The sequence below is a fragment of the Paenibacillus terrae genome, from assembly GCF_005217525.1.
GTDB lineage: Bacteria > Bacillota > Bacilli > Paenibacillales > Paenibacillaceae > Paenibacillus > Paenibacillus terrae_C.
Genome location: NZ_PNXQ01000005.1, coordinates 256,168 through 282,084, shown reverse-complemented (window position 1 = coordinate 282,084; position 25,917 = coordinate 256,168). Strand labels below are relative to the sequence as shown.

General features: G+C 48.6%; 23 protein-coding genes, 1 pseudogene and 1 riboswitch. Of the genes and pseudogenes, 16 read left to right on the top strand and 8 right to left on the bottom strand.

Going from position 1 to position 25,917, the window contains the following annotated elements; translation table 11 throughout:
- Nucleotides 1-310: DUF6985 domain-containing protein (locus C1I60_RS04495; protein WP_434784366.1), on the top strand; the 310-nt coding region annotated here is incomplete at its 5' end.
- A gap of 55 nt (nt 311-365) precedes the next feature.
- On the opposite strand, the gene metE is transcribed toward C1I60_RS04495, so the two are convergent.
- The 5 genes from metE to C1I60_RS04475 all read right to left on the bottom strand — a co-directional run bounded on the left by metE (nt 366) and on the right by C1I60_RS04475 (nt 6,538).
- Nucleotides 366-2,684: a 5-methyltetrahydropteroyltriglutamate--homocysteine S-methyltransferase gene (gene metE / locus C1I60_RS04490; protein ID WP_137060672.1), complete on the bottom strand. Its 2,319-nt coding sequence runs from the start codon at nt 2,682-2,684 to the stop codon at nt 366-368.
- The gene (locus tag C1I60_RS24370) at nt 2,662-2,886 is read right to left on the bottom strand and encodes a hypothetical protein (RefSeq protein WP_170970736.1); all 225 of its coding nucleotides are present in this window, start codon (nt 2,884-2,886) and stop codon (nt 2,662-2,664) included. The genes metE and C1I60_RS24370 overlap by 23 nt, the downstream gene beginning before the upstream one ends.
- Nucleotides 2,844-3,039, bottom strand: a riboswitch (cobalamin riboswitch). Its footprint overlaps the gene before it by 43 nt.
- Nucleotides 3,040-3,329: 290 nt before the next feature.
- Nucleotides 3,330-3,827, bottom strand: a complete 498-nt coding sequence (gene nrdG / locus C1I60_RS04485; RefSeq protein WP_137060671.1) for an anaerobic ribonucleoside-triphosphate reductase activating protein — start codon at nt 3,825-3,827, stop codon at nt 3,330-3,332.
- Nucleotides 3,824-5,773, bottom strand: a complete 1,950-nt coding sequence (locus C1I60_RS04480) for an anaerobic ribonucleoside triphosphate reductase (protein ID WP_137060670.1) — start codon at nt 5,771-5,773, stop codon at nt 3,824-3,826. The genes nrdG and C1I60_RS04480 overlap by 4 nt, the downstream gene beginning before the upstream one ends.
- 294 nt (nt 5,774-6,067) lie before the next feature.
- Complete coding sequence (locus C1I60_RS04475) at nt 6,068-6,538, bottom strand: AbrB/MazE/SpoVT family DNA-binding domain-containing protein (RefSeq protein WP_137060669.1); 471 nt, start codon at nt 6,536-6,538, stop codon at nt 6,068-6,070.
- 378 nt (nt 6,539-6,916) lie between these two features.
- Between C1I60_RS04475 and C1I60_RS04470 the strand changes: the two genes are divergently transcribed.
- Together C1I60_RS04470 and C1I60_RS04465 are read left to right on the top strand one after the other, a co-directional pair.
- Entirely contained in the window at nt 6,917-9,847 is a 2,931-nt protein-coding gene (locus tag C1I60_RS04470; protein ID WP_137060668.1) for a glycoside hydrolase family 3 C-terminal domain-containing protein, read from the top strand.
- 66 nt (nt 9,848-9,913) lie between these two features.
- The gene (locus C1I60_RS04465) at nt 9,914-10,411 is read left to right on the top strand and encodes an Rrf2 family transcriptional regulator (protein ID WP_137060667.1); all 498 of its coding nucleotides are present in this window, start codon (nt 9,914-9,916) and stop codon (nt 10,409-10,411) included.
- A 116-nt stretch (nt 10,412-10,527) separates the two neighbouring features.
- On the opposite strand, the gene C1I60_RS04460 is transcribed toward C1I60_RS04465, so the two are convergent.
- Nucleotides 10,528-11,619 (bottom strand): GGDEF domain-containing protein, encoded by a 1,092-nt coding sequence (locus C1I60_RS04460; protein ID WP_137060666.1) that lies wholly within the window; start codon nt 11,617-11,619, stop codon nt 10,528-10,530.
- 225 nt (nt 11,620-11,844) lie between these two features.
- On the opposite strand from C1I60_RS04460, the gene C1I60_RS04455 reads away from it, so the two are divergent.
- The 4 genes and pseudogenes from C1I60_RS04455 (at nt 11,845) to C1I60_RS04440 (ending at nt 16,954) form a co-directional block, all read left to right on the top strand.
- Entirely contained in the window at nt 11,845-13,479 is a 1,635-nt protein-coding gene (locus C1I60_RS04455) for a spore germination protein (protein ID WP_137060665.1), read from the top strand.
- Complete coding sequence (locus C1I60_RS04450; protein ID WP_252361556.1) at nt 13,457-14,698, top strand: Ger(x)C family spore germination protein; 1,242 nt, start codon at nt 13,457-13,459, stop codon at nt 14,696-14,698. Before C1I60_RS04455 ends, C1I60_RS04450 begins: the two co-directional genes overlap by 23 nt.
- A 25-nt stretch (nt 14,699-14,723) precedes the next feature.
- Entirely contained in the window at nt 14,724-15,833 is a 1,110-nt protein-coding gene (locus tag C1I60_RS04445) for a GerAB/ArcD/ProY family transporter (protein WP_137060664.1), read from the top strand.
- Nucleotides 15,830-16,954, top strand: a pseudogene (locus C1I60_RS04440) (GerAB/ArcD/ProY family transporter). The gene C1I60_RS04445 and the pseudogene C1I60_RS04440 overlap by 4 nt, the downstream one beginning before the upstream one ends.
- On the opposite strand, the gene C1I60_RS26485 reads toward C1I60_RS04440, so the two are convergent.
- A complete protein-coding gene (locus tag C1I60_RS26485) occupies nt 16,865-17,182 on the bottom strand; it encodes a YczF family membrane protein (RefSeq protein WP_137060663.1) in 318 nt (105 codons plus the stop codon). The pseudogene C1I60_RS04440 and the gene C1I60_RS26485 sit on opposite strands and share 90 nt — an antisense overlap.
- A 182-nt stretch (nt 17,183-17,364) precedes the next feature.
- Here C1I60_RS26485 and C1I60_RS04430 point away from each other — a divergent pair, with 182 nt between their 5' ends.
- The 6 genes from C1I60_RS04430 to C1I60_RS04405 all read left to right on the top strand — a co-directional run bounded on the left by C1I60_RS04430 (nt 17,365) and on the right by C1I60_RS04405 (nt 22,666).
- Nucleotides 17,365-17,760 (top strand): Fur family transcriptional regulator, encoded by a 396-nt coding sequence (locus C1I60_RS04430; RefSeq protein ID WP_137060662.1) that lies wholly within the window; start codon nt 17,365-17,367, stop codon nt 17,758-17,760.
- Entirely contained in the window at nt 17,736-18,575 is an 840-nt protein-coding gene (locus tag C1I60_RS04425) for a winged helix-turn-helix domain-containing protein (RefSeq protein ID WP_137060661.1), read from the top strand. The genes C1I60_RS04430 and C1I60_RS04425 overlap by 25 nt, the downstream gene beginning before the upstream one ends.
- 145 nt (nt 18,576-18,720) lie before the next feature.
- Nucleotides 18,721-19,134: a BlaI/MecI/CopY family transcriptional regulator gene (locus C1I60_RS04420; RefSeq protein WP_137060660.1), complete on the top strand. Its 414-nt coding sequence runs from the start codon at nt 18,721-18,723 to the stop codon at nt 19,132-19,134.
- Nucleotides 19,135-19,137: 3 nt separating this feature from the next.
- Nucleotides 19,138-19,998 (top strand): M56 family metallopeptidase, encoded by an 861-nt coding sequence (locus C1I60_RS04415; RefSeq protein ID WP_137060659.1) that lies wholly within the window; start codon nt 19,138-19,140, stop codon nt 19,996-19,998.
- Between the two features lie 120 nt (nt 19,999-20,118).
- A complete protein-coding gene (locus C1I60_RS04410; RefSeq protein WP_137060658.1) occupies nt 20,119-20,526 on the top strand; it encodes a DoxX family protein in 408 nt (135 codons plus the stop codon).
- Between the two features lie 154 nt (nt 20,527-20,680).
- On the top strand, nt 20,681-22,666 hold the full coding sequence (locus C1I60_RS04405) for a methyl-accepting chemotaxis protein (RefSeq protein WP_137060657.1): 1,986 nt from the start codon (nt 20,681-20,683) through the stop codon (nt 22,664-22,666).
- A 95-nt stretch (nt 22,667-22,761) separates the two neighbouring features.
- Here the strand turns inward: C1I60_RS04405 and C1I60_RS04400 are convergent, their stop codons facing one another.
- Nucleotides 22,762-23,742 carry a DMT family transporter gene (locus C1I60_RS04400; protein ID WP_252361555.1) on the bottom strand — a complete coding sequence of 327 codons (981 nt, stop codon included), beginning with the start codon at nt 23,740-23,742 and terminating at the stop codon, nt 22,762-22,764.
- 179 nt (nt 23,743-23,921) lie between these two features.
- Here C1I60_RS04400 and C1I60_RS04395 point away from each other — a divergent pair, with 179 nt between their 5' ends.
- From C1I60_RS04395 to C1I60_RS04385, 3 genes are all read left to right on the top strand, one after another.
- The gene (locus C1I60_RS04395) at nt 23,922-24,779 is read left to right on the top strand and encodes a LysR family transcriptional regulator (protein WP_137060655.1); all 858 of its coding nucleotides are present in this window, start codon (nt 23,922-23,924) and stop codon (nt 24,777-24,779) included.
- A gap of 71 nt (nt 24,780-24,850) precedes the next feature.
- Complete coding sequence (locus tag C1I60_RS04390) at nt 24,851-25,564, top strand: pirin family protein (RefSeq protein WP_137060654.1); 714 nt, start codon at nt 24,851-24,853, stop codon at nt 25,562-25,564.
- 16 nt (nt 25,565-25,580) lie between these two features.
- A complete protein-coding gene (locus tag C1I60_RS04385) occupies nt 25,581-25,916 on the top strand; it encodes a hypothetical protein (RefSeq protein ID WP_137060653.1) in 336 nt (111 codons plus the stop codon).
- The last annotated feature ends 1 nt before the right edge of the window (nt 25,917 follow it).

The following is a 25,917-nucleotide window of genomic DNA, read 5'->3' as shown; positions in this document are numbered from 1 at the left end:
GCTCTTTTTCTACCATTTAGTGGTTAATCAACAGGTGTGTTACTATGTAGATGTAGTGGAAAAATACCGGAATGCTTATATCTCATGGGGAGAAGACCCGGATGAATATGCGCCTTATGTGGAACGCTTGGAACAACTGCTGGAACGGCTACAGCCCGTGTCTATACTGGTTCCTGACTCAAAGGAAAAGGATGAGCTGTATTTGAATTTTAGCTGTTCATGGGATAGAGAGCATGGCTTGGGTGTACATATGAAGCAGGGAACACCCAAGCATATTCAAGGGGCATACACATTATATGATTTGGAATAGAATCCCCTTCCGGCGTCGAGGGAAAAAGTGAGCCGGGAAGGGGAGGGTATAGAAATTAGCTGGATACAGCCAACGAATCTCTGGCTGCTTGAGCGGCCAGCACCATTTGCCGCAATGCGGCGACGGATTCATCCTTGGTGCGGGTTTTCAAGCCGCAGTCTGGATTGACCCAAAATAAATCAGAAGGCAGTACGCGCAGGGCACGCTGTATCATACTCAGCATTTCAGACACATCGGGAATGCGCGGGCTATGGATATCATATACGCCCAGACCGATGCCCTTGTCATACACCTGATCCTCAAAGCTGACAATCAGTTCACCGTGGCTACGCGAGGTTTCAATAGAAATGACGTCGGCATCCATATCGGAGATGGATTGGATCATATCCTGAAATTCGGAATAGCACATATGCGTATGGATTTGGGTGGCGGGATCAACGGTTGCTATTGTAACAAGGAAGGCTTGAACCGCCCACGCCAGATAGGCTTGCTGCTGTTCTTTTTTCAGCGGAAGCCCTTCACGGATCGCGGGTTCATCGACCTGAATCATGCCAATCCCCGCTTGTTCCAGTGCTTCTACCTCTGCCCGCAGGGCCAGTGCTAACTGTAAAGCAACCTGACTGCGAGGAATATCATTACGCTCGAAGGACCAGTTCAAAATCGTTACCGGACCTGTCAGCATTCCTTTGACTGGCTTGGAGGTCAACGATTGGGCGAAGGCCGTTTCTTCCACGGTCATGGGTTGATCGAACGACACGTCTCCGTATATAATCGGAGGTTTAACACACCGGGAGCCGTAGGACTGCACCCACCCGTTTTGTGTAAAGGCAAAGCCTTTCAGCTTTTCGCCAAAAAATTCAACCATGTCTGTCCGCTCAAATTCCCCATGTACGAGCACATCAATGCCAATGTCCTCCTGGATATCAATCCACTCCTTGATTTGCTGCTGAATGAACGTCCGATACTGCTCAGCAGACCACTCCCCTTTGCGATAATGCAGACGGGCTTTGCGAACCTCGGCGGTTTGCGGAAAGCTGCCAATCGTCGTCGTAGGCAATGGAGGCAGCTTCAGCTTGTCCTGCTGGATCACACGACGCTCAGCGAAGGGAACGCTGCGTGACTGCGGCTCTTTCGCCAGTAGAGCCGCCATATCAGCAGCGGTCTGTGCTCGTGCCGCTGAGCTGTTGAAGCGGGCTACCGCGTCCGCACTCTGCCCAAGCTTGGCAAGTGCCGAGGGTTCGCGTTTGCCAAGCGCAGCGGTCAAAGCTGCGATTTCTTCCAGCTTTTCATCAGCAAAGGCCAGCGCTTGCATCAGCTCCCGGTCCAGCTTGTGCTCGGCTTCCAGACTGACTGGCACATGCAGCAGACTGCATGATGGCTGCACGATGAGCTGCGCAGCAGTTGTTTGCTCCGCCAGTTGCCCAAGCAGCGCCGCCACGACGTTCAGATCGGAGCGCCATATATTACGCCCATCAATGACCCCAGCGGCTAGTGTTTTCCCTGCGGGGAAGCCATGGCGGAGTACCTGCTGAAGGTTTTCGCCATCATCATGCACAAAATCAAGACCTATTCCCTGTACCGGGAGCGTGGACAGGCGCTCATAATGATCCAGACTGCCAAAGTAGGTTTGCAGCACGATATTTAAGGATGGAGCCGCTTGGGCCAAAGCCTCATAGGCCTCCTGAATAATGTCCAAATCCTCTGCCGGGAATGAGGTGGTCAGGACAGGCTCATCCACCTGCACCCACTGAACGCCTTCCGCAGCCAGCTCAGACAGGACGCGGGTGTACAGTGGCAGGAAGCTTCGTACGATGGCGGCCAAATCCTTACGGTCATAGCCTTTGGACAGAGCAACGAACGAATAAGGACCGATCATGACGGGCTTACCTTCAATGCTCAGTTCCTGTTTCGCTTCACGATAAGCCTGCAACGGCTTATTCTCGGTGAACACCGGGGTTGCATTGGCCAATTCGGGCACGATGTAGTGATAGTTGGTATTCAGCCATTTGGTCATTTCACTGGCGGTGGCACCCTTTTGTCCACGGGCTATCCCGAAATAGATGGATAGGGGAACAGGTCCGTCGGGACGATAGTTGAACCGTTCCGGCACCAGACCGAACATCACGGATGTATCAAGCATGTGATCATAATAGGTAAAGTCTCCGACCGGAATTCGATCAATTCCCTTGTCACGCTGCTTGCTCAGATGCTCCAGCCGCAATCGTTTCATCTCGGTATGCAGCTCGCTCTCATCGATGCTGCCGTTCCAGAAGCGTTCCAGTGCTTTTTTCCATTCCCGGTTTCCGCCGATACGCGGATATCCCAGACTGCTGCTGATCAGGCCAGGCAATTCAGGCACTTGAGTAAATGACATGTACTTTTCCTCCTAGGCTGGTAGCCAGTTTATTTTTGCGTACAAAAAAAGACATTCCTCCCCGGGTGTAAAAATGAGTATGGGAAAGAATGTCTCCGTTATTTAAAAATAAAAATTCGGCGACTGCTCTTAACACCTCCCTATCTCCCGTAGGTACTTGCGATGTTGTTGAAATAGGCAGGTCTCCTGACTTACGGATCATGACTTTCAGCGCTCCTTCCCGGTCTTTGGACCAGTGGGTGTACCAACAGCTGAAAATTCCCCGTTTACAGTGGCGGGACCGCGCCGGACTTGCACCGGCTTCCCTTTTAAGCCTGAACTGAATAGAACAGGCACCTATCTCCAAGCTATGCGATTGTGGTATGACGAATATTTATGCACTCGTATACTTGTTCACCATCATAAGTGAAACTTGCGGGATGCGCAATAGAAACTCCGTTTGAACCTGTAATGAAATGATTAAGTTTATGGAAGCTGATTCAAGGTTTATTAAAAGCGTTCTGATCATCAGTACGCTATTGGTGTCCCCGATCTAAAGCATCTTGAAGTACAGGCCTTCTCCATTACACACAAAAAAGACAAGCCCTCCCCATAGGGAATGGACTTGTCTTAGGGCATAACAGCTTATGCGAGTATAACATCGCCTTAGGCTAATGTAACTATAGATCCTGCCTGGATGCTGGCTTTCACATCCACCAGTCGTTGATTGCGGCTTCCCCGGAAGGGAAGGGTCAGATCCTTTTGCTGTTCTACAAAACGACCGTCCACAATCACATCACACAGCAGCGCCAGCTCCCGGCGTGCCTGATCCGTAAGCAGCTCCTCATAGGAAAAGCCCGTATAGGCCCACACGGTTCGGTCCGGGCAGGTTGCGCGGAAATTGCGCACAAACTGCGAGCATTCCGCTGCCGAGAAAAAAGGATCTCCGCCGCAAAGGGTTAACCCGTCCAGCAGTGGATTATCTGCGATGTCACGGATGACTTCCTGCTGCCGTTCAGGTGTGAACGGTTCACCTGTGCGGAAGCTCCATGACGAGGGATTGAAGCAGCCGGGGCAGGCATGGCGGCAACCGCTAACGAATACGACGGTACGCAGGCCATGCCCTTCGTTCAGAGATTCTGGAATGTAGCCGCACAAATTCACCGATGCTTCACCCGGTCACGCACCTCAGCCTGTTTCGCGGCGTTGAAGCGAACGGTATAATCACCTGTCAGATATCCCGTTACCCGGCGCAAACGCTGAAAATGCGTATGTTCTTCATCAGCACCGCATTGGGGACAGCTTGTCCCGATAATGCCCTCGTAGCCGCATTCTGTGCAGCGGTCTACCGGATGATTGATGGAGAAGTACCCAATGTTTTGATGGAGTGCGTATTGTACAATTTTAAGAAACGCCTCCGGGTTATTCCGCGCATTACCATCCAGCTCGATGTACGAAATCGCACCAGCGTTGCACAGATTATGAAATGGGGCTTCGAGGCTGATTTTACGGGCAGCCGGAAGCGTATAGTACACGGGAATATGAAAAGAATTCGTGTAGTATTCACGGTCATTCACACCGGGAATGACTCCGAAATCACGCTGATCCAGCAACGTGAATTTGCCGGATAGACCCTCGGCAGGCGTAGCGAACAGCGTAATATTAAGGTTATGCAATTCACTCATCCGGTCGCAGTGGACACGCATGGAAGCTATGATTCGCTCCGCCTCGCGGTATACAGCGTCATCCTCCCCGTGGTGTTTGCCGTACAGTGCCTTCATGCACTCAGCTAACCCAATGAACCCCATAGAAAGCGTACCGTGCTTTAGTACGCTTCCCACCTGTTCATCCGGCTCCAGCTCTTCTCCGCCTTCCCATACCCCTTCGCGCATCATAAAGTCTGAGGCTTTTGCCGGCTGGTTGGTCTGTATATGGTAGCGATGGATCAGTCCATCCACGGCAATGCGCATAACCTCTTCCAGTCTGGTATCAAAGCCATCCCGGTCAGGTACCTTGCGCTTGCCTGTGCAAATACCGTATTCAATGCCAAGACGCACCAGATTAATCGTATTGAATGAGAGATTACCCTTGCCGCTTTGACGGTTTCTGCCGAAACGGTCAGCAATGGTGCGGGTACGGCAGCCCATCGTCGCAATAATGGTATCCGGATCATCTGCGCGGTAATAGGGCAGGTTGAAGGTAGCATCCACATTAACGAAATTGGGATACATACGTTTGCTGGAGCACTCAACCGCCCGCAGGAACAAGTCATAGTTGATATCGCCTTCGGACTGATTAATTCCCTGTTTGCATTGGAAAATATGCTGTGGGAAAATAGGGGTTTCACCGCTGCCCAAGCCACGGATAGTGGCCTCCAGCAATGACAGTGTAACAAGTCGCCCCTCAGCAGAAGTACACATTCCGTAATTCAGTGAGGTGAACGGAATTTGTCCACCTGCCCGACTGCTCATGGTATTCAGGTTATGAATAAGGGATTCAGCGGCCTGGCGGGTCTCCGTCTCTGTTTCTTCACGTGCGAATGCGTATGAACGAGGGCAGACCTCATGTAATAGACTGTTGGCTATATGTAATTCGTCATCAGGCATCGCCGATTCTATTTCTTCTCCGAACAGGCGCAATCCCTTGCGCAGATGCTTGCGGAAGGACCGGGCCACGTAAGGAGCAAGGTCCCAATCTATTTTATTGGCAGAGACACCTCCAAATTGGCTGTTTTGCTGAGACTGGAATATGATAGCCACCAGTGCCATAGCAGACATAATAGTTTGCGGGGTGCGCACAGAGCCGTTGCCTGTATTAAAGCCATCTCGCAGCAGGCGACCAAAAGGAATAAAGATACAGTTCGTAGTTCCGAGCGCATATTGGTCCAAATCGTGAACATACACATACCCGTGGTCGATCGCGTCTGTCAGTTCAGGCGGAAGCACACGTAGTCGCGCATACCACTTCGCGTACTCGGAGCCAAGCTTGCTCATTTTGCCACTGAACGATTCTCCATTCAAATTTGCATTCTCCCGCAGCATGTCCAGGTCTTGTGCTCCAATGACCCGCTCGCCGATGCTGTATAATTGATGTTCCTCCAACACCTTCATTGCAAAAACCTCCATATAGTAAAATATATATTATTCTCCAAAAACAATATATTGACGATATCGTGTACTAAACAATTGTTTCAGTCTATATATTGTATATATGGATGGATGGAGAGTATGTGATTATTGTCACGTTGATAGGGAGGAGAACGACAAAAAAGTCAGATGAAAAGTCAGGAACACATTAACGAATACGCTCCTTGCTCTACACCTGACGAATGAATATTTGACGGAAAACAATAGGATGGCAATCCATTGGATCTAAGTATATTTTGTAATAAATTACGGGATCATTTAAATCAGCTTTTTCAGTTGGGACACCCGACCTTGCGAGATATCGAGCATTTGAGCATATACCTTTTGTGGCAGGTTGGGATGTTCTTGAATCAGCTTTCGGAGCTTTTTTACCATTTCTCCTTGCTGTACTCTGGATTGTTTAGGCTGCGAGGTTGTATGCTTACGAACCGGCTTGGTATGTTCCTGAGCCTGGATGGCTTCGGTGCTGGTGGGGTGTACATTTTCCTCTGTCTTTAATACCTGAATGCAATCGGCGCAAATAAAGCTATCACGAAAATAAGTCAAATGATCAACTGCGCCGCAAAATTTGCAGGATACACCTGTATATTTCCTTAATACAAATCCTTCTTCATTCACGAAAAATTCGAGCGAATCACCAATATTGATATCCATCGTGGTGCGCATTTCCTTGGGAAGCACGATTCGCCCCAATTGATCCAGAGGCCGTGTCATTCCGGTATTTTTCATAAACCCTTCCTCCTTCGATTATATATCCTGATTATACCAAAAAATATTATTTTTTGCTTTGTTTATTGAAGAAAATATACATTTTTTTTAATTTGCACACTGCTACTAACCAGGCACATTGGCTAAAATCTTCCTGAGTGGTTATGCAAGAAGACGCGGACGCAGCTACAATTCGTGATTGTACGCTCATGTCCTAACAAACATCCGATATCCACGCCATTGGCGACGCTGCTCTATCCAGTATTGAATGAAGAAACGGAGCCAAATGGTGAGTAGCAGCAATTGTTGCCGGGGTACTCCTTTTTCGCTATGATATATTAAAACGCTTTCATAACGGCCTTTTATGATATTTTAAATGGAGAGAAGGAGATGATGGATATGAGTCATGAAACAACGGATTTAGAATATTTTTTTCAAAATCCGAAGATTCATCTGGACGAGCGTGTATGGGATTTGGTGTCCCGGCTAACCTTGGAGGAAAAGATTGAATCTATGCTGCAATATCAGCCTGCCATTGAACGATTGGGAGTCGCCGCATACAAGCATGGTACGGAAGCAGCACATGGTATAGCCTGGTTAGGTGAGGCGACTTCCTTTCCACAGCCTGTGGGGTTGGCTTGTACGTGGGATACGGAACTGATGCGACAAGTCGGCTCGGTTATTTCAGATGAAGCGCGTGTATACTACCGCCGTGACCCGGCGCTAAACGGACTGACGTTATGGGCACCAACCGTAGATATGGAACGTGATCCGCGCTGGGGGCGTAATGAGGAAGCGTATGGAGAAGACCCGTATTTAACGGGAGAACTGGCGAAGGAATTGGTCAAAGGCATACAGGGCGATCATCCGATATATTTGAAAGCGGTTGCGACATTGAAACATTTCCTCGGAAACAATAACGAGGTGGACCGGGGAAGTGATTCCTCCAGCATAGACCCGCGAAACCTTCGTGAATACTATCTGAAAGCCTTTGAGAAGCCTTTTACGGAAGGCAAAGCCCAATCCATGATGACCTCTTATAACCTGATTAATGGAACGCCCGCTACGTTGTATCACGGTGTTAATGATATTGTCAGGGGCGAATGGGGAATGGACGGCTTTGTCGTCAGTGATGCTGGTGATGTGATAGGAATCGTAAAGGACCATCAGTATTATGACTCCCACACACCGGGTGTGGCTGAATCCATTCGCGCGGGGATCCACAGCATTACGGATGATGCGGATTTGTCCAAGCAGGCCATTCGTGATGCCTTGGCGCAAGGAACGCTGCAAGAAACGGACCTGGATCAGGCGTTGTTCCATACATTTCGTGTTCGATTTAGACTGGGGGAATTTGATCCGGCGGCAGACAATCCCTATGCCCTGATCGGGGAAGAGGCTCTGATGACAGAGCAAGCCCGTGAACTGTCGTTGCGTGCAGCGAGAGAGCAGATCGTACTGTTGAAAAATGAGCGTTCGCTCCTGCCGCTCGACCCTGCGGGATGCGGCAAGGTGGCGGTGATCGGGGCGCTTGGCAATGAGGTGTACCGCGACTGGTATTCCGGCACGCTTCCATATTTTGTGACACCGCTTGAAGCGATTCGCGCCAAGCTGGAAAGCAAAGACGCGCAGGAGCGCGTCGTATACCGCGATGCCAAGGATCGCGTGACCTTCGCGGCGGCGAATGACGGAGCGAGGCTTACGGTTGATTCCTCCGGTGACATGCGGTTGTCCCATGATGCCGAACCAACGGTTTTGACCATGAACGATTGGGGCTACGGCAGCGTCACGTTGACCGACGAGCGCCTGGGTACCTATGTGACGAGCGATGAGGAAACGCTTCGTGGGACAGCTAAGGAAGCGTATGGCTGGTATGTCAAAGAAGTCTTTGGACTGACCCCTGTTGACAAGGGGGAGTGTCTCTGGACGACATGGAACGGCAAGCCTGTGATCACAGGGACAGAGGGTTCATTGAAGGTAACGGAAGCTGTTAACCAAGACCATACAACATTCCGGTTAGAGACGGTGTCGGACGGTTTAGTGGAAGCGATAGCCACTGCGCAAGCAGCAGATACAGTGATTGTATTCGTCGGCAATCACCCGCTGATTAACGGCAAGGAAGAGAATGACCGTCCAGGCTTGGAGCTGGCAGCCTCCCAGCAGCGGCTCATCGAGGAAGTGTATCGGGTTAACCCTAATACGATCGTGGTTCTGACGGGCAGTTATCCGTTTGCCATCCCTTGGGTACAGGAGCATATTCCGGCGATCGTGTACACGTCTCATGCCGGACAAGAGCATGGCACGGCAGTAGCGGATGTGCTGTTTGGGGATTATGCGCCAGCGGGTCGTTTGAATATGACATGGTACCAGGCGGAGGAGCAATTGGGTGATATCAAAGATTACGATATTATTCGCGGCGGACGTACCTATCAATATTTTGAAGGTGAACCTTTGTACGCGTTCGGCCACGGTTTGACGTATTCGCCATTTGAGTACAGCCATCTGCGCACAGATGCCCAAGGGCCCAATCCCAACGATAGGTCCGTCCCCGAAGGTAGTGTGAACTTTTTGGGTGCTCTAGATGCTACGGATACCCTGAATGTTTCGGTGGACATTACGAATCGGGGCATAGCTGCCGGGGAGGAGGTTGTACAGCTATATGTACGGCCCGGAGCTTCGCGAGTAAAACGAGCGCTGAAGACATTGTGTGGATTTCAACGCATCTGCTTACAGCCGGGGGAGACGCGAACGATTTCTTTTACAATGCGAGTGAGGGATTGGGCGATTTGGGATGTTACACGGGATCGCTATTGCGTTGAAGCTGGCGAGTACACCTTGCTGGCAGGTGCCTCTTCAGCGGATATCCGGCTGGAGCACCCTGTGAACGTTCTAGGCGAAGTTATCCCGCCCCGGCAAGCCGGACAAAGCATTCGCGCTGAAAACTTTGATGATTGTTCCCATGTCCTGCTGGATGAAAGCAAGGAGCAAAAGGAGGCTTGTGTACGTCCGCGTTCACCTCAACGTCCCGGCTGGATTGCCTTTCATGGCGTAGAATTAGATACGATGAGCGAGGTTGAACTTCAATGCCGAGTGTCAGGCAATAGCCACGATGCAGCAATTGAGCTTCGTTTGGATACGCCGGACAGCGAAGTTGCAGCACGTATAAGCGTTGGTCATACGGGAGGAGCGCAAGCATGGATGACGCTCTCAGAAGCACTGGGTCCAGTCTCGGGTACACATGATGTATACCTGCGGTTGAGTGGCGAAGTGCGGCTAAGTTATTTTACTTTGAGCGCTTGTGCTACAGGAGATTCAAGCCTTCAGGCTTGAACTTGCTTCTGACTTCACGTACAATGCATTCAACGAAGTTTCTACAGCTTAGGGGTGTCATTTCATTTGAATAGTGAAAAAAGACTACGCACCGCAACGCCCAGATGGCTTGGGGTGGCGGTAAAGGCGCTTGTCTATTTGGAAAAGCATGGAGAGCTCTGTGCCAGCGGATCTATTGCCCGCTCTATTGACTGTGAGGTCACCTTGGTGCGCAGGGTGCTGACGCGACTTGTACAGGCAGAATTAATAGCAGCACGTGAAGGCCGTGAGGGAGGCTATGTGCTTACCCGTTCGGCGGAGCATATTACACTTGCCGATATATACCACGCCATTGAAATATGTGATCCGATTTTTCCAGGTATGATGCATGAACCAGAGACAAACCCCTTTTGTGGGGAGCTTGCAACCGCCGTATCCGAAATCTTGGTCGAGAGCGAACGACGTATGCTGGAGGTATGGGAGTCTCATACGCTGGCTTCACTCGCCAAGCGTACAACGCTGGTGGTGGGCGGCAGCATCCGTAGTGAAGGCGAGGATGCCAAGGCTTCTTCCAAAGGGGATTAACACATTTTTTCAAAACGGATAATAGCCGATACGACTCTTCCAAGAGAGGGATGTATCGGCTATTTCTGCAGGGTACTCATATGATGCGAAATCGTAAATGAAAAGAATGCCGAGCTTTATGCCTGATAGGAGCAGACCCGATTACGCCCTGCATTTTTAGCTTCGTATAGTGCTCTATCCGCCTGTTCCAGCAGAGCCGCCCCGGACATATCCTCCCCGTTATCGGGAAAGGTCGTTACGCCGATAGACACTGTGACTTTGAGTATAAGCCCGTCTGATACAACGAACTCGTACTGATCTACCCCGCCAAGGATCTGATTCGCTATACGTAACGCTTGCCGGAAAGCACAATTCGGCAGAAGTATGGTGAATTCCTCCCCGCCGCTGCGGGTTACCACATCAAAGGAGCGACATTTTTTCCTCAAAATCTGACCTAGCTGACGCAGCACCGCATCCCCCGCCGCATGACCGTAGGTATCGTTCACTTCCTTAAAATGATCAATATCCAATACAAGTATAGATAGATGCTCATGGCGTTGACGAGCTTGGGGGAGCTTCTCTTCCAGTGAAAATTCAAGCTGTCTTCTGTTGCTCAGATTCGTGAGATAGTCTGTAAAGGAAGTATGCTCCAGACGAAGCAACAGCTCATTGGACGTGTTGATGGACTCGGCTATGAGATACAGGAGAAATCCGCCTGCCATAGAAATAACGAAATGGAGCGGATAAACGTTCAGAACATCATCAATATCATTCAAATTAATTGTGAGAGAGCAGAAAATAATGCCCAAAGCGAAAACGTTCATCATCATCAGCTTCGTTAAACGTGACCAGGACAGATTTGACAGCAAAACACAACCCAGGCCCACGAGCATCATAAAAAAAGCCCCCACAATGGCTTGAGTGGTGACACCAAACAGCAATAATCTGCCTAAGCATATAAATAGGGTAGCCATGAGGGTTGCCGGGCCGCCAATGTAAGCCGCCGTAGCCACGATAGCCAGATGACGAAGATCGGCAATGGTATTAAAACCAACTGGGATCGAATAGTACATCAAGACAATGCCATAGCACCCAAAAAGGGCGCCTCCGATCCAATGAGCTTTACGTTTTAAATTTTGGAGACGTATTTTATATCTTTGCGATATGACACCGGTTATGTACAGAAAGGTAACAAGGATACAGGTATTTACAAAAAACGTACTAAACAAGATGCTAACCCTCCCGAGAGGCATATTACTTCATATTATCAAAAAAACGAATGTTAGGCTTGAAAATGCAGAATTATTTGAAATTTAATACGCTAGTGTGACTTATAACGTTTCGTCCTTGCATGTAGTGCATAACTGGGAATAGATTGAGCATACTCCAAACATACAAGAATTAGGAAAAACAGGTGGTGTCTATTGCTACCTTTCTGGAGATGAGGTTTGCTCATGATTCGTTATCCCTATCGCAAACATAATAAAAAGGCGGGTGCGGACAAGAATAATGGAAAGTCTTCGCGTTCTTTCAAGATTGAAGTTAATGTGGAAGCCAACTTACAACAGATCAAGGAGTTGACGTCAGACAGCCCGGACTTCCTGATTCGTCGCTTTAGTGTGGGACTGAAAGCGGACATTCCTGCCGCCATTGTATTTTTGGATAGTATGGTCAAGACGGACACGGTGAATGAACTTGTCATGAAATCGTTGCTTGGCCGACCGTCCGCCGAGGTGGCTGCTGAGGTAGAAAGTGCAGAAAGGCTATTCAGTCAGATACAGGGCCATGCACTTGAACTTGGTGAAGTGAAGGAATGCGATGATTGGAATTCCATGATGGAACAGCTATTGATGGGAGATACGATCATTTTACTGGAAGGCTGTAAAAAGGCCATTGCGTGCGGTACACGTGGAGGAGAGACGCGTGCGGTCAACGAACCTAGCACACAGTCTGTCGTCAGGGGGCCGAAAGAGGGATTTGTGGAATCCCTGTTCACGAATCTCTCTCTTGTCCGACGACGAATTAAAAGCTCCGATCTTACGATGGAGATGTTCAAAGTAGGGAGCACGTCCCTCACAAATGTAGCCATGCTGTATATGAAGAATATTGCAGATCCAAGTGTCGTAGATGAAGTTCGTCAACGGGTAAAAAACATCAATATCGACGCCGTATTTGAATCCGGTATGGTAGAGGAAATGATACAGGACCATAATTTTACACCATTCCCAACGATCTATAACACGGAAAGACCCGATACGATCAGTAGCAATATTATGGAGGGCCGAGTGGCGCTCATCATAGATGGAAATCCGTTTGTACTGGTGATGCCTACCGTATTTGCCCAATTCTTTCAGAGTGCTTCGGATTATGAGGAACGTTACGATATGGCGACTGTCGTCCGACTCATTCGATATATCAGCTTTATCATTCTAATTCTGGGACCCTCTCTCTACATTGCCTTAACCACCTACCATTATGAAATGATACCGACCCCGCTGCTGATCAGCATACTGGCTCAGCGGGAATCCGTTCCTTTTCCAGCATTTCTGGAGGCGCTTCTTTTGGAGGTTACCTTCGAGATCTTGCGTGAAGCAGGTATTCGAATGCCACGTGTGGGTGGACAAACGGTATCCGTTATTGGTGCGCTTGTTTTGGGACAAGCGGCTGTGGAGGCCGGGATCGTCACCCCGCTGCTCACGATTGTGGTAGCCCTGACGGGGATTGCCAGCTTTGCCATTCCAGCCTATAACATGGCGGTGGCCGGGAGACTGTTCCGATTTGTTTTTATGATACTGTCAGCGTTTATGGGACTGTATGGCATTACATTGGGGCTGATTGCGCTTATTGCCCATATGAACAGCATACGTTCTTTTGGGGTGCCCTACATGGCCCCTTTCAGCCCCTTTGTACTGAAGAGTCAAAAGGATGCTGTATTGCGTCTCCCATTCTGGATGATGCGGACACGTCCTAAAAGTATTACATCTACTAACCAGACACGAATGAAGGATGGAAGTGGAATTTCCTCTTCCGATAAAACGACACCGATGCAGGAGGGGGGAGCCGAAGGTGTATCAGGGAAAGGGGAATGAACGAAGCACGGTAACCTTCAAGGGAAGAATGTGGGCTCTGAGTCTGGTGGGGCTACTATTGATGCCCCTTCTATCTGGTTGCTGGGATTCAGTAGAGCTAAATCAGAGAGCAGTTGTAGCGGCAATAGGCATTGATGTGGCTGGAGAAACGGATTATGAGGTTTCCCTGCAGGTTATCGTGGCAGATGAAATCGCCGGGGCCAAAGCGAGAGGAGATACCCCTATCGTGTTGTTTCAGGAAAAGGGGAACAGTCTTTTTCAAGCCATCCGCAAAGCTTCACAGAAGGTTCCACGCGAAATTTCCCTGGCCCATGCAAGATTGGTCGTCATTGGGGAAGATCTGGCACGGCGTGGAATCGGAGATACGCTGGATTTTCTGGAAAGGTATACGGAAACCCGGCTCACGATGAAAATGCTGGTAGCGCGTGGTGAGACTGGGAAGGATGTACTGGCAACCATGACCGCGATCGGCCGTATTCCTGCTAATGATATTTCAGGAAAGCTGGAAACATCTCAGCGTTTGTATGCAGGGGATTACGCCGTTAGTCTCGACGATGTCATTCGCAGCATGTCCAATAAGGGCGGGGGTCCAGTTCTTACAGGTGTAAAAGTGGATGGGAATCTAGAGCAGGCTCCCCGTAAGAACAATGTGGACAATATTTTACCGGAAGCGCTCGTGCACATTACCGGGATGGGAGTGTTCCGAAAGGACCGGCTCGTACACTGGTTGGAAGATGACCAGGCGATTGGACTGTCTATCGTGAACAACAAGGTGAAAAGTGCTGAAACCACATTGAGCTGCGGCAAGAAAGGTGAAGTCATCGGGATCGAAACCTTGTTCTCTAAGGCAAATGTACGCAGCCTGATGGAGCAAGGAGAGCCTGTTTTTGTAATTGACTTAAAGCAAGTCGGGGCGATACAGGAAGCTGAGTGTCCGATTGACTTGAAAAGTCCAGAGGTGATGAAAAGCTTGCAGAGGCAATGGGCAGAGGAAACAAAAAAAGTGATTTCATTAACGGTTAGAGAGGTTCAGCGTACCCGTAGCGATGTACTCGGCTTCGGCCTTGAGCTGGAGAGAAGCCATCCTGCGCAATGGAAAAGGCTTTCTTCCCGATGGAGCCGTTATTTTGCAGAAAGCACCGTTCGTGTTCAGGTCACTTCGGTACTGAAGCATACGCAGGCACGGACCAACCCGTATTCAAGGGGTGAATCCGAATAGTGGAACAGGGGGAGGAGGGAAGGCGATGAAAAAAATACAAATGGATGCGGTAGAGATGATTTCCCTCATGATTCTATTTGAATTGGGAACGTCTGTGATGTCCATTCCAGGGAGGGAAGCGGGCAAGGATGCATGGTTGGCTATCCTCATCGCAACAGGGCTTGGGGCTCTGCTTTTTCTGTGCTACGGCAGCCTTCACAGACGCTTCCCCAATTTGCTTATGACGCAATACAGCAAAGTTATCATGGGCAGAAAGGCAGGAGGCGTGATTGCATTTTTGTATATTGTTTTTTTTATGTACGGTGGGGCACGTGATCTTCAAGATACGGGGACGCTAATTGCCAATCGGACACTCCCGCATACACCGTTAATCATCATCAGTGCTCTGATGATCGCGCTTGTGATGTATGTGATGCATTTAGGGCTTGAAGTGGCAGGGCGAACAGCGATTTGGCTGCTGGTCCTTATGCTGATACTGGGGCTCGCAACGAATGTAATGCTCGTGTTTTCCGGCATTTTGGCTTGGGGGAATTTGCTGCCTATTGCCCAGCATGGCTGGCAGTCGATATGGCGGGTGATTTATTCACAGGCCTTGATGCTGCCGTTTGGTGAGATGGTTACCTTTACGATGATTCTTCCCACATTAAAGAAAGGCTATCGTGCCAACGGCGTTGGTGTTTCCGCTGTGCTGCTGGGAGGCATCATCCTGACCATAGTTGCACTGGTAAACGTCCTTTCACTCGGAGAGGACGTGTTCCAGCGGGCCACGTACCCGATACTATCTACGATCAGCAAGGTGGAAATATCGGATTTCATCGACAGGGTGGATGTTATTGGGGTCATGACCGTCATTATCTTTGATTTTTTTAAGATCTTTATTTTCTATTATGCTGCGATAAAGGCAGCAGAAGACGTATTTAACATTTCTAGCCGCAAGTTGCTGCTACCATTCGGAATAATTATGCTCATATCTTCGGTACTGATGGCTCAAAGCTATCAGGAGCATATTAAAATAGGCGATTTCGTGTTGAAATACATATTCCCTATATTTTCTGTATTTTTCCCGCTCCTGTTGCTAATGGTGTCCTGGTTTAAAAAGACCGAAAACAAAAAAGGGAAGGAGAATGCTTCGTGAATCATGGTCTTGTACACGTAAGGCTGGTCAGTACCGGGCAAATGCTCATTCTTATGTTCCATTTTCTGCTGGGAAATGCGGTCATTATTAATTTGGATAATGAATATGAACGGGATACATGGATTGCCCAGCTCATCGCTATGGGTGTCGGGATCGTATTGTTCCGAATGTATACCTACACAGCAGAAATGTTTCCCGGCCAAACGTTGACCACCTATGCCCGTAAATTGCTCGGGAACACGAGTGGAACAGCAGTGGGGATACTGTACATTCTGTTTTTTCTGTATTTAACCAGTAGAAATCTACGCGATGAGACTGAGCTGGTCCGTGTCTCCATACTGGAAAAAACACCAAGTATGGTCGTTGCCTTTCTGATGGTAATATGTGTGATTTATGTTCTCTGGCTCGGTTTTGAAGTGTTGGCCCGCACTGGACAGATCTTTCTTTCGGTGGTGTTACTTGTCATTTTCTTGGGAACTACATTATTAATCTTATCGGGCAGCATTCATCTGGAAGAGCTGAGGCCTGTAATGAGTACAGGCTTAAAGCCCTGACTCAGCTCAGTAATTAGAGAACGTTTGCCTTTTCCTTACGGTGAAATGATCTGTTTCATGATGTTTATCCCTTGTGTACGTAAGCCTTCACAGATGACCAGAGCAGGTTATGTGGGCATTATAGCTGCGGGCATCGTTTTAGTTGAAGTCGCCATATTAAATGTAAGCGTGCTGGGTACGAATATAACGGAGCGTTCTATCTTTCCATTATTAAGCACGTTTGCGAATGTCCAGCTTTCGGAATACGTCCAGCGTCCCGATGTCATTATACTGATGTCTGTACTGATCGGGGACTTTTTTAAAGTGGCTTTGTTCTTCTATGCATCGGCTTTGGGGATATCCGATATATTTGGTTTACCCTACCGAAAAACGCTGCTTCCCTGCGGTATCCTTGTTTTACTGTGGTCCCAGATAGGAACACCGAGCCTGAGCGAGCATTTTGAATTTGGACGGCAGTCCCTAATTTATATTCATCCATTATTTGTTTACATTTTCCCCATTCTGCTTTTTCTGATGGCTCTTGTGCGAAGAAGCAGATTTAGAAGAGGGGACTCTCAGAAAACGTGACCATCGTGAGAAAAGGAATTGAAGTGCGTATCCAATTTGCTTTTTGCCCACGGTAACAAAGAGCAACAGCAGCATTCCTGCCAAGACGATATATTCGGATGGTCGCAGGGTGCCAAAAGCCAATGAAATAGAATCCCAAGGATTATGAATACCAAATAGCCAGTTCACCAGCAGATTGGTTCCGAGCATGAGTACCATAAAGAGTGTGAATATCCAGAGTATTTTCATAAAATATCCCTCCGATGTGTATGAGCTGAATGTTTCGTATACATTGTGATGCAAAGTGGCTCAATTTATCCGATCCCATTGACTTGAAATGAATTAGGATTTATACTTATTCTAAATTAATTTATTGTTGTAATTATAAGTTGAGAATAAATATAATCTGCGTTCGTTAAGGGAGATGCGGTATGAGAACTTTAAATTTAACTTCGCAGCGCCAGGCGGTGTATGATGTGGTTCGTGAGGCCCACGATCATCCTACTGCGGCCGATGTTATGAATCGGTTGATGGAGCGCGGATATAATCTGGCCTATGGAACGGTCTATAATTCACTGCGTTATTTGACGGATAAGGAATTAATCCGGGAATTGAAGTTGGGGGAAGCTGCTAGTCGTTATGACGGTCGGATGGACGATCATCAGCATATTATTTGTGAGGTATGCGGCCGGGTAGATGAAGTGATGAGCGAGGTTCCACACGAATGGATTGAGACGGTTGCGCATGAAACGGGGTATACCATTGCCCATGCCCATGTCGTATTCGGAGGAGTGTGTAAGGAATGCCAAAGCAAGCGAATCAGGTAACGAGTCGGCTCAAAGCGGCAGATATGCCGAGACGGGTAAAGGGCATCTGGACAACTATGCTGTCAGCTCCTTCTGCCCCTGCGTTACAGACGGTTCCTTCCAATGAGCCTTTATACTGTCCAACGACGCGTCGCATCGTTCTGATCAGCTCGGTTCCAGGTGTCGTTCACGGCTTGGTGCGTACGTTGTCAGATGCGTGCTTTGATGTGATGGTGTTCCACCGCTGGGAGCCTGAGGTACAACGTCATCTGGGAAGCGATCTGCTGATTTATGATTTGACCGCTACCGATACACGGAGTGAATTACTGGATATCCGTAATCGCCTTGAGGCGGAACAGATGAAAGATACACCGGTCATGTATGTGATACAGGATCGTATGGCTGTGCGTGCGCATGAGCTGCTTCCTTCGGAAGAGGTGCTGGTATGGCCAGCGGCTTCCAATCATATGGTGCATGATATTGAACGGATGATTGTACGTCATCCAGCAACTTCCCGTCAGGCAACGCAAGGTAGCCGTCGTACGGTGTTCAAGGACATCTGGATTGACCGTGATAAAATGTTAGTATATAAAGAAGAGAATCAATTAAATCTGACCAAAACGGAATACGACTTGCTCTTGAAGCTACTGGATTCTCAAGGCAAAGTTATTTCTCGTGAACAGATGATGCATGATATCTGGGAGACGGATTTTGTAGGTGGCAGCAATGTCGTGGATGTGCATGTCAAAAGCTTGCGCAAGAAGCTGGGCGACCGGCCTGCGGAGCCTGAATATATTGCAACGGTAAGAGGTGTAGGCTACAGATTGGCGGATTGAGCTGAAGCGGATCAGGCCATGAATTGCCGCCGGATGGAGACATTCGGCGGATGAAGATAAATCCCTTTAAAGAAACTGACATAACGTGTGACGGTTGACTTTATCAGGAAGTGTACACTACAATCGGTAGTGTGAGGTGCTTCTTATGAAACGACTGAATTTTAAAACTGGCGAAACCGGACTCAACCGATTTTTCGGACCTCTGGAAGCCAAAATTATGGATATTTTATGGTCCACTTCGGATCAGAGCATTAAAGAAGTGCAGACCGCGTTGGAGGGGGATCGGGACTTTAATTTCAATACGGTGATGACTGTGATGAATCGTCTGGTGGAAAAGGGAATACTGAGTAAGAGTATACGCGGGAGAACGTCTTTGTATCGACCGGTTTTGAGCAGGGAAGAATTCAGGGATGAACAGTCCAAGGAGTTAAGCCACGAACTGGTGGATGAATTCGGTCCACTCGCTGTAAATCATATGATTGATGCTCTGGAGGTTGCTGATCCTATGCTGATCGAACGTCTGGAACAAAAAATTAAACAATGGAAAAAGGATATATAGACGATGTGGAAAACACGTTCTAAATTACTGTTTACAGCAGGCGCCTTTATTTCGGGTTTCGCCCTTATACAGATGGGTATGTACGCCGGGCAGCATATTTTCGGCTGGAAATTGGATTTTAACGTGTTTCAGATTTGTAGAAGTCTGTTGCAGAACTACGGAATTGGCTACATGGTGGATGCCCTCAGTGGACTCGTCTTTCTCACCTTTGGGATTGCCGGGGTAGAAGCGATACGGCAGTGTATGGCCACAAGGGCGGCTTTCCGCAGACTGCGCCGGATGCGTGACCTGCCGCTGACGGAAGCACTGGGTGAACGATATCGTGAACTGGGAGCCGACCGGATTTGGGTCATTGATTACGCCAAGCCTGCCGCTTTCACCATGGGATTATGGAAGCCTCGCATTGTATTATCCTCCGCATTGCTGTCCCTACTGGACAAGCACGAGGAAGAGGCTGTCTTATACCATGAAGCGTATCATATGAAGCATTATGATCCATTAAAGACATGGTTGCTGCAAATGTGCGCCACACTGCTGTTCTACTTGCCGGTGCTGCGTCATATTACCAACCATTATAAGATAGCCCGTGAAATTTTGGCTGACAATGAAGCAATTAAACGCACAGGTTCACCAATGGGAATTGGAAGTGCATTGCTCAAACTGCTGAGAATGACGCCCGCGAATGCCCATCTGGTGAATTTCGCCGCTTGTTCCTCTTTTGCAGAAACGTCCATTAATTATCGGATCTCACGTATTCTAGACCCTCAGCAAGAGCCGGTAATCCGACTGCCCTGGCGTTCGATTATGTTATCCAGCTATGTGCTAGTGATGCTGACGCTTATGTTTGCCCTAGCGTTAATGTAGTTTGGCAAGATATATCCTAATGGGTGGCGCTTTATGCGCTACCGATTATTGATGCATAATACACTACATTTTGTAGTGTTGATTATCTAATCTGTACACAAATTAAAAGGAGATGAGCATATGAATCAAACACTTACGAATATTGGATTACTGTTGGTACGAATCTTTACAGGGGTTATTTTTATTGTTCACGGGTCACAAAAATTTCAGGGATTAGACGGAACCTCGGGTTTCTTCCAAAGTATCGGGCTTCCCGGCTGGTTGGCCCCTGTGGTCGCTGCGGTTGAGCTGGTTGGAGGTATTGCACTGGTTCTGGGTATCGGAACAAGAATCGCCGGAGCAGCATTGACGATCGTCATGATCGGTGTTCTATTAACTGCTAAAAAAGGACAACCTTTTGGCTCAATTGAATTCGATCTTTTGGTTCTGTTCGCCAGTCTACAGCAAGCGTTGGTCGGCGCACGTTTTCTTTCGCTCGATCAGTTGTTCAGCCGTAAAAAGCCTGAAAGTAATAGCGCACAGGTCTAAAAGATCATAGAAACGCGTCCTTAGTCTCATAGGGCGCGTTTTTATTTTGCTCATTTGTGAAAATTTCCTGTAAATTATTTGCTTCCTCTAACCGATATAACTTCCATCGAGTGTAATTTCAAAAACATAGCTTTTCAGTAAAGGGGAAAAACACATGGAAAAAAAGCGAAAGAGAAAAACCATTTGGACACTCAGGAACAAGCTGATTTTAGGATTTTTACTTGTTTTGTTGTTACCAAGCTTAAGTATATCTATCGCGACCTATAAATCATCATTTAATGCTATGGAGAAACAGCTCTACAGCAGTGCAAATCAGGGGGTAGCGACGGCCAACTCAATTATTGAATATGCAATCGCCAGTAAAATTAAAGATGCGAGTTATTTGGCGGAGCGCCTCGACAGATCGATGATTGACGGTCGAAATAGTCCGTTGATTCAGCCTAAGCTGATCCAATACAAAGGCTTACATGAAGATGCGAACGATATTTTTGTCGGTACAACAGAGGGCTTGATGATCCGCGGCGTACCCAAGGAGAACGAAGGTACGTTTGATCCCCGCAAACGACCATGGTACATCGAAGCGATGAAGCAGCCCGGTAAGGTGATGATCACCCCTGTCATCATCAATTCTTCGGGTATTCCTGTTGTTGTGGTATCTCAAACGCTCTCCGACCAGTCCGGTGTTCTCGGGATCTCTCTAAATCTGGACAGTGTACGTAAGCTGGCTTCCATTAAAGTGGGGCAAGAGGGATATATCGTCATTATGGACCATACGAAAAAATTTGTGGTTCATCCTACGGCTAAACCGGGTACATCTTCTCAGGAAAGCTTTATTAATACGATGTACACTGCGTCGAGCGGACACTTTAACTATGTGCATGATAATCATGAGAAATATTTGACCTATGTAACGAATAAGGATACCGGCTGGAAAATTGCGGGAACCTTCTATCAATCTGAAATTAACGATGCCACCGCTGCCATGCGTTACGTAACTATTCTCGTGCTGGCAGCCTCGTTGGTGATTGCGCTTGCTGCTATATTCCTGATTACTCGTTCCGTTCTGGTGCCGATCCGCAGACTGCAAAAATCGGCAGAGCAGATCAGTAAAGGAGATTTGACAGGCGATTTGGAAACGGGAAAAACCGATGAGGTTGGCCAGTTGTCTGCTTACTTCCAAACCATGGTGGATAGTTTGCGCACGATGATTCGAAGCGTACACGAAACCACAGATCGGGTAAGTTCTTCGGCAGAGGAATTGGCTGCGGGTGCCGATCAGACGACCAAAGCCATTGAGCATGTCACCATAGCTATTCAGGAAGTAGCGGTGGGCAGCGAGCAGCAGGTTCAAAGCGTCAAACATGGCTCCGTAAGTATGGAGGAGCTTGCTCAGCAGGCAGTGAACGTATCCGAGCGTATGGTGGGCGTATCTGAGAATGTGAAGAGAAACGCTGAGTCCGCACAAGCAGGCAGCAAGGCAGCTACGCGAGCAGTACAGAAGATGCATGATATCGACGAGACTGTTAACGAGCTTGGACATGCGATGGATTCCCTGAGTGAACGCTCCGGCGAAATTGAAAATATTATCAGCGTTATATCCGGTATTGCCAAACAGACGAATCTGCTGGCACTGAACGCGTCCATTGAGGCTGCACGCGCCGGGGATCATGGTAAAGGGTTTGCTGTGGTTGCAACAGAGGTACGTAAGCTGGCGGAGGAATCGGCCAAATCGGCTACCTTGATTTCAGAGCGTATTGAAGCGATGCAGGCGGATATGGACCACGCTTTGACGGCTATGTATCAAGCGCGGACACGGGTTACAGAAGGCATTGATTCAGTAAGCACGTCTGAGCAATCCTTTTCGGAAATTAGCCAGGCTGTCGAACGAGCGATGGGGCATATCAATGACATTACCGGAGTGACACAGGAAATGGCTCGGGGTGCGTCAGGTGTCGTGAGTATTATGAGCGATATTTCCCATATTTCCAACGAGTCAGCGGGCAACACGGAGTCAATCTCAGCTGCCGCTGAGCAGCAGCTCGCCTCTATTGAGGAAATTGCTTCTTCCTCAGCGGATCTGAGCCAAATGGCTGAGGAACTGCGTGAGCTAGTTGGACGATTCCAGGTCGGAGAGAAATAATAAACGGATAAAAGCGCACAGATACAGGAGTTTACCTCCTTGTCCATGCGCTTTTATGCTTTTTGCCACACATTTATGGCTTGTATAGATAGGTACTATCTTTGGAATGATTTACGCCGATCCAAGCGGAAACGGATGCGGCGCGGATTGCCGGAAGGACGTAGAGAGCTTCTTTGAACCATATTATTAAGCAGCAGCGCGAAGATGACCAGCACTGTTCCGTACAGCTCAAAGTAGCTGATGGCATAGCCTTGGAAATACATAAGCACCAGTGTGGTAATCGGTACAAAGTTAATAAATAAAATTCCGTTCAGTGGTGACAGCATTCGGATCCCGGCATTCCAGCTCAGCAAGGCTGCCAGCCCAGGAAGCAGGATCATAAAGCTCATTTCGTACTTGACTGACCATACATGCTGCCAGTCAGGCACCGCAACCCAGTTGAAGGCGGAGGCGGTCGTGACGACTACGAAGGAAACCAGGGTTCCAAGCAGGCAGGTTAAGGTAGAGTAGCGAAGGGTGGACCATCCTGCAAAATGGCTGCCTCCCATGGAATACACGACCCATCCAATCACTCCTGCGAAAATGAGCAGCAGCGGCAGCAAGTGCTGTCCGGCGAGTGTGAAGAAGGTCCATTTTCCGTTCGTAATCACGAGTACAGCTCCAGCCAGTGCGATCATCATACTGATCAGTGTGTATTTTGGCGGCATTTTACGGGTCATGACCCATATCATCGCAATGGAAATCATCGGCATCAGCACTTCCATAATTGACGCAACAATGGTACCTGCTGCACCCATCGCGTGCTGACCCTGGAAAACGGCCATATTATAAATGGTAAATCCCATCGTACCAAAGAACAGCAATGTCTTGCCCTTGCCCTCAAAGCGAAAAGCAGCCCGTCCCTCTTTGAGCCACAACAGTACAATTAATATGAGCGTAACCGAGAAATAACGTAAAAATGAAAAGTACAGCGGATTGACTTGTTGCAATGCAATGTGCGAAACCGGAAACATGGCCCCCCATGACATACTGGCGATCAGGCACAATAAAGATCCGGTCATGATTTGTCTATTCATGGTGAAAAAAAGCTCCTCCTTGCCGGCCACAGCGGACATATCTTATGGACACATCATAATGGACAGGGAGCTGTTGGTAAAATGATTGAAAATAAACGTTAACATCATTTAAAATGATGATAAGTGACAAGGCTCGTCAATTTTGATAGCCTTGCCCTTCACGATAAGGGGGAGCAGTATTGGATCTGAACGATTTAAACATTTTCCAGACGGTGGCTGCTCATGGCAGTGTCAGCAAGGCGGCAGCCGAGCTTAGCTATGTCCAGTCCAATGTAACGGCCAGAATCAAGCTACTGGAAAAGGAGCTGCAAACGCCTTTATTTTATAGACATAAGCGGGGCATGATCCTCAACGCGGAGGGCAAGCGTCTGCTGCAATATACGAAAAGCATTTTGTCCCAATTTGAGGAAATGAAACTTGCGTTTCAGAGTACCTCTGCGCCTTCGGGAGTGCTGGAGATTGGCATTGTGGAGACGGTGATTGCGCTCCCGGCGATTTTACATGCTTATTATAGCAAGTACCCGGATGTCGAGCTGTCCCTCAAGGCAGGGGTTACCGAGCACTTGGTACAGGAGGTTGCGGAGATGAGGCTGGATGGAGCGTTTGTGACCGGACCGGTGAAGCATCCTCTTATTGAACAGTTGGATGTCTTTCAGGAAAAGCTGGTCCTTGTTTCCCAAGGGGATGATTTTTCCGTTGAGGATGTAACAACCCGTCCGCTCCTTTTATATAAAAAAGGCTGCGGCTACCGTGGGCGGCTGGAAGCCTGGCTCAAGATGGAGGGTATTATCCCCAAGCAGATTATGGAATTTGGGACATTCGAGACGATTATCGGCAGCGTGGCGGCTGGCATTGGAATGACGGTTTTTCCTGAATCTTCGATCAGCGGGCTGGCGGCCCAAGGTCTGGTGCATTGTCACGTAATGCCTGAGCCGTACAATGAAGTGACAACGGTGTTTATCCGCCGCAAGGAAGCCTATGTAACCAGTACCTTGCAGTCTTTTATGGACGAAATTATCGCTCAGACAGGGGCATAGCTTTATCGTTGTGGCTCGGGTACAATGAAAAAAAGATTTGATCTCATTTTTCTTCCTGAAGGAGGGCTACTATGTTCACAATATATCCGGCTGCTTCCCGTTTCAGCTTCGATAAGGGATGGCTGCGGGGCAGCCACAGCTTTTCATTCGCGGAATATCAGGATGAGAACAATACAGCGTTTGGTCCCATGCGTGTCTGTAATGACGACGTGATCGCACCGGGCCGGGGCTTTGGGGCGCATCCTCACAGTGATATGGAGATTGTCTCCATCGTGCTGTACGGCGAGCTGCGTCATGAGGACAACCGTGGGCATGTGGCGGTGACGAATTTTGGAGGTATCCAGCGGATGTCTGCGGGCCACGGGATCATCCATACGGAGCACAACGCTTCGCAAACGGAGGATGTTAGTTTACTTCAATTGTGGTTTAGCCCGATTACGAGAGGACTGGAACCATCTTATGAAGCTACAGCGTTCAACCCTGAGCGTCTGCACGGTCAGCTTCTACCTGTCGTTGCAGGGAAGCGTGTTCCAGGCACGGAGGGTGAAATAGCTGCGATCCATCAGGATTTGACGATTTATTTAAGCAAGCTTCAGCCCGGCGAGCGTGTGGAATTCGCACAGTCCGAAGGGCGACGCGTATTCTTGTTTGTTATCGAAGGCTCGCTGCGTGTGAACGGTGAACATAGGCTAGACGTGCGTGATTCGGCCCGTATTGAGCAGGAGCCGAAGCTGTCGCTGGAGGCGCAGGAGCCTGTCTTTTATATGCTGATTGATTTGCCCTAATAAGGAGGTGCGCGCAATGGCGCAGCAGGAAACATGGCTGATCAAGCATGCCGTCACGGGTCGCAGCTTTGCTGACAGCCGCAAACAGATTTTCGATTGCCGTTTGGCATCGGCAGACGGCGTGTTTCGCTTCACGTTTCAAGAGCTGCCGCATGAGGCAGCGAAGGAGATTGTGCGTTATAGCAGGGAACTGAATGTATTCCGATTTGTAACGCCGGAGGATGGAACCATTGTGAAGCATTGGTATTACGTCACCCCGGAAAGCGTACAATACGATGAGCAAACCGGGGAGCTTACATTTCAAGCCGGTTCTGAAATTGAATACCACCCTGACGAATATTGGGGGGATTAAT

What these genes read in the sequence shown, in the direction of transcription:
- metE (WP_137060672.1), bottom strand. Translation starts at nt 2,684, where the DNA reads ATGTCATTTACTCAAGTGCCTGAATTGCCTGGCCTGATCAGCAGCAGT.
- C1I60_RS24370 (WP_170970736.1), bottom strand. Translation starts at nt 2,886, where the DNA reads ATGATCCGTAAGTCAGGAGACCTGCCTATTTCAACAACATCGCAAGTA.
- C1I60_RS04480 (WP_137060670.1), bottom strand. Translation starts at nt 5,773, where the DNA reads ATGAAGGTGTTGGAGGAACATCAATTATACAGCATCGGCGAGCGGGTC.
- C1I60_RS04475 (WP_137060669.1), bottom strand. Translation starts at nt 6,538, where the DNA reads ATGAAAAATACCGGAATGACACGGCCTCTGGATCAATTGGGGCGAATC.
- C1I60_RS04470 (WP_137060668.1), top strand. Translation starts at nt 6,917, where the DNA reads ATGAGTCATGAAACAACGGATTTAGAATATTTTTTTCAAAATCCGAAG.
- C1I60_RS04455 (WP_137060665.1), top strand. Translation starts at nt 11,845, where the DNA reads ATGATTCGTTATCCCTATCGCAAACATAATAAAAAGGCGGGTGCGGAC.
- C1I60_RS04445 (WP_137060664.1), top strand. Translation starts at nt 14,724, where the DNA reads ATGAAAAAAATACAAATGGATGCGGTAGAGATGATTTCCCTCATGATT.
- C1I60_RS26485 (WP_137060663.1), bottom strand. Translation starts at nt 17,182, where the DNA reads ATGAAAATACTCTGGATATTCACACTCTTTATGGTACTCATGCTCGGA.
- C1I60_RS04430 (WP_137060662.1), top strand. Translation starts at nt 17,365, where the DNA reads ATGAGAACTTTAAATTTAACTTCGCAGCGCCAGGCGGTGTATGATGTG.
- C1I60_RS04425 (WP_137060661.1), top strand. Translation starts at nt 17,736, where the DNA reads ATGCCAAAGCAAGCGAATCAGGTAACGAGTCGGCTCAAAGCGGCAGAT.
- C1I60_RS04420 (WP_137060660.1), top strand. Translation starts at nt 18,721, where the DNA reads ATGAAACGACTGAATTTTAAAACTGGCGAAACCGGACTCAACCGATTT.
- C1I60_RS04415 (WP_137060659.1), top strand. Translation starts at nt 19,138, where the DNA reads ATGTGGAAAACACGTTCTAAATTACTGTTTACAGCAGGCGCCTTTATT.
- C1I60_RS04410 (WP_137060658.1), top strand. Translation starts at nt 20,119, where the DNA reads ATGAATCAAACACTTACGAATATTGGATTACTGTTGGTACGAATCTTT.
- C1I60_RS04405 (WP_137060657.1), top strand. Translation starts at nt 20,681, where the DNA reads ATGGAAAAAAAGCGAAAGAGAAAAACCATTTGGACACTCAGGAACAAG.
- C1I60_RS04400 (WP_252361555.1), bottom strand. Translation starts at nt 23,742, where the DNA reads ATGAATAGACAAATCATGACCGGATCTTTATTGTGCCTGATCGCCAGT.
- C1I60_RS04390 (WP_137060654.1), top strand. Translation starts at nt 24,851, where the DNA reads ATGTTCACAATATATCCGGCTGCTTCCCGTTTCAGCTTCGATAAGGGA.
- C1I60_RS04385 (WP_137060653.1), top strand. Translation starts at nt 25,581, where the DNA reads ATGGCGCAGCAGGAAACATGGCTGATCAAGCATGCCGTCACGGGTCGC.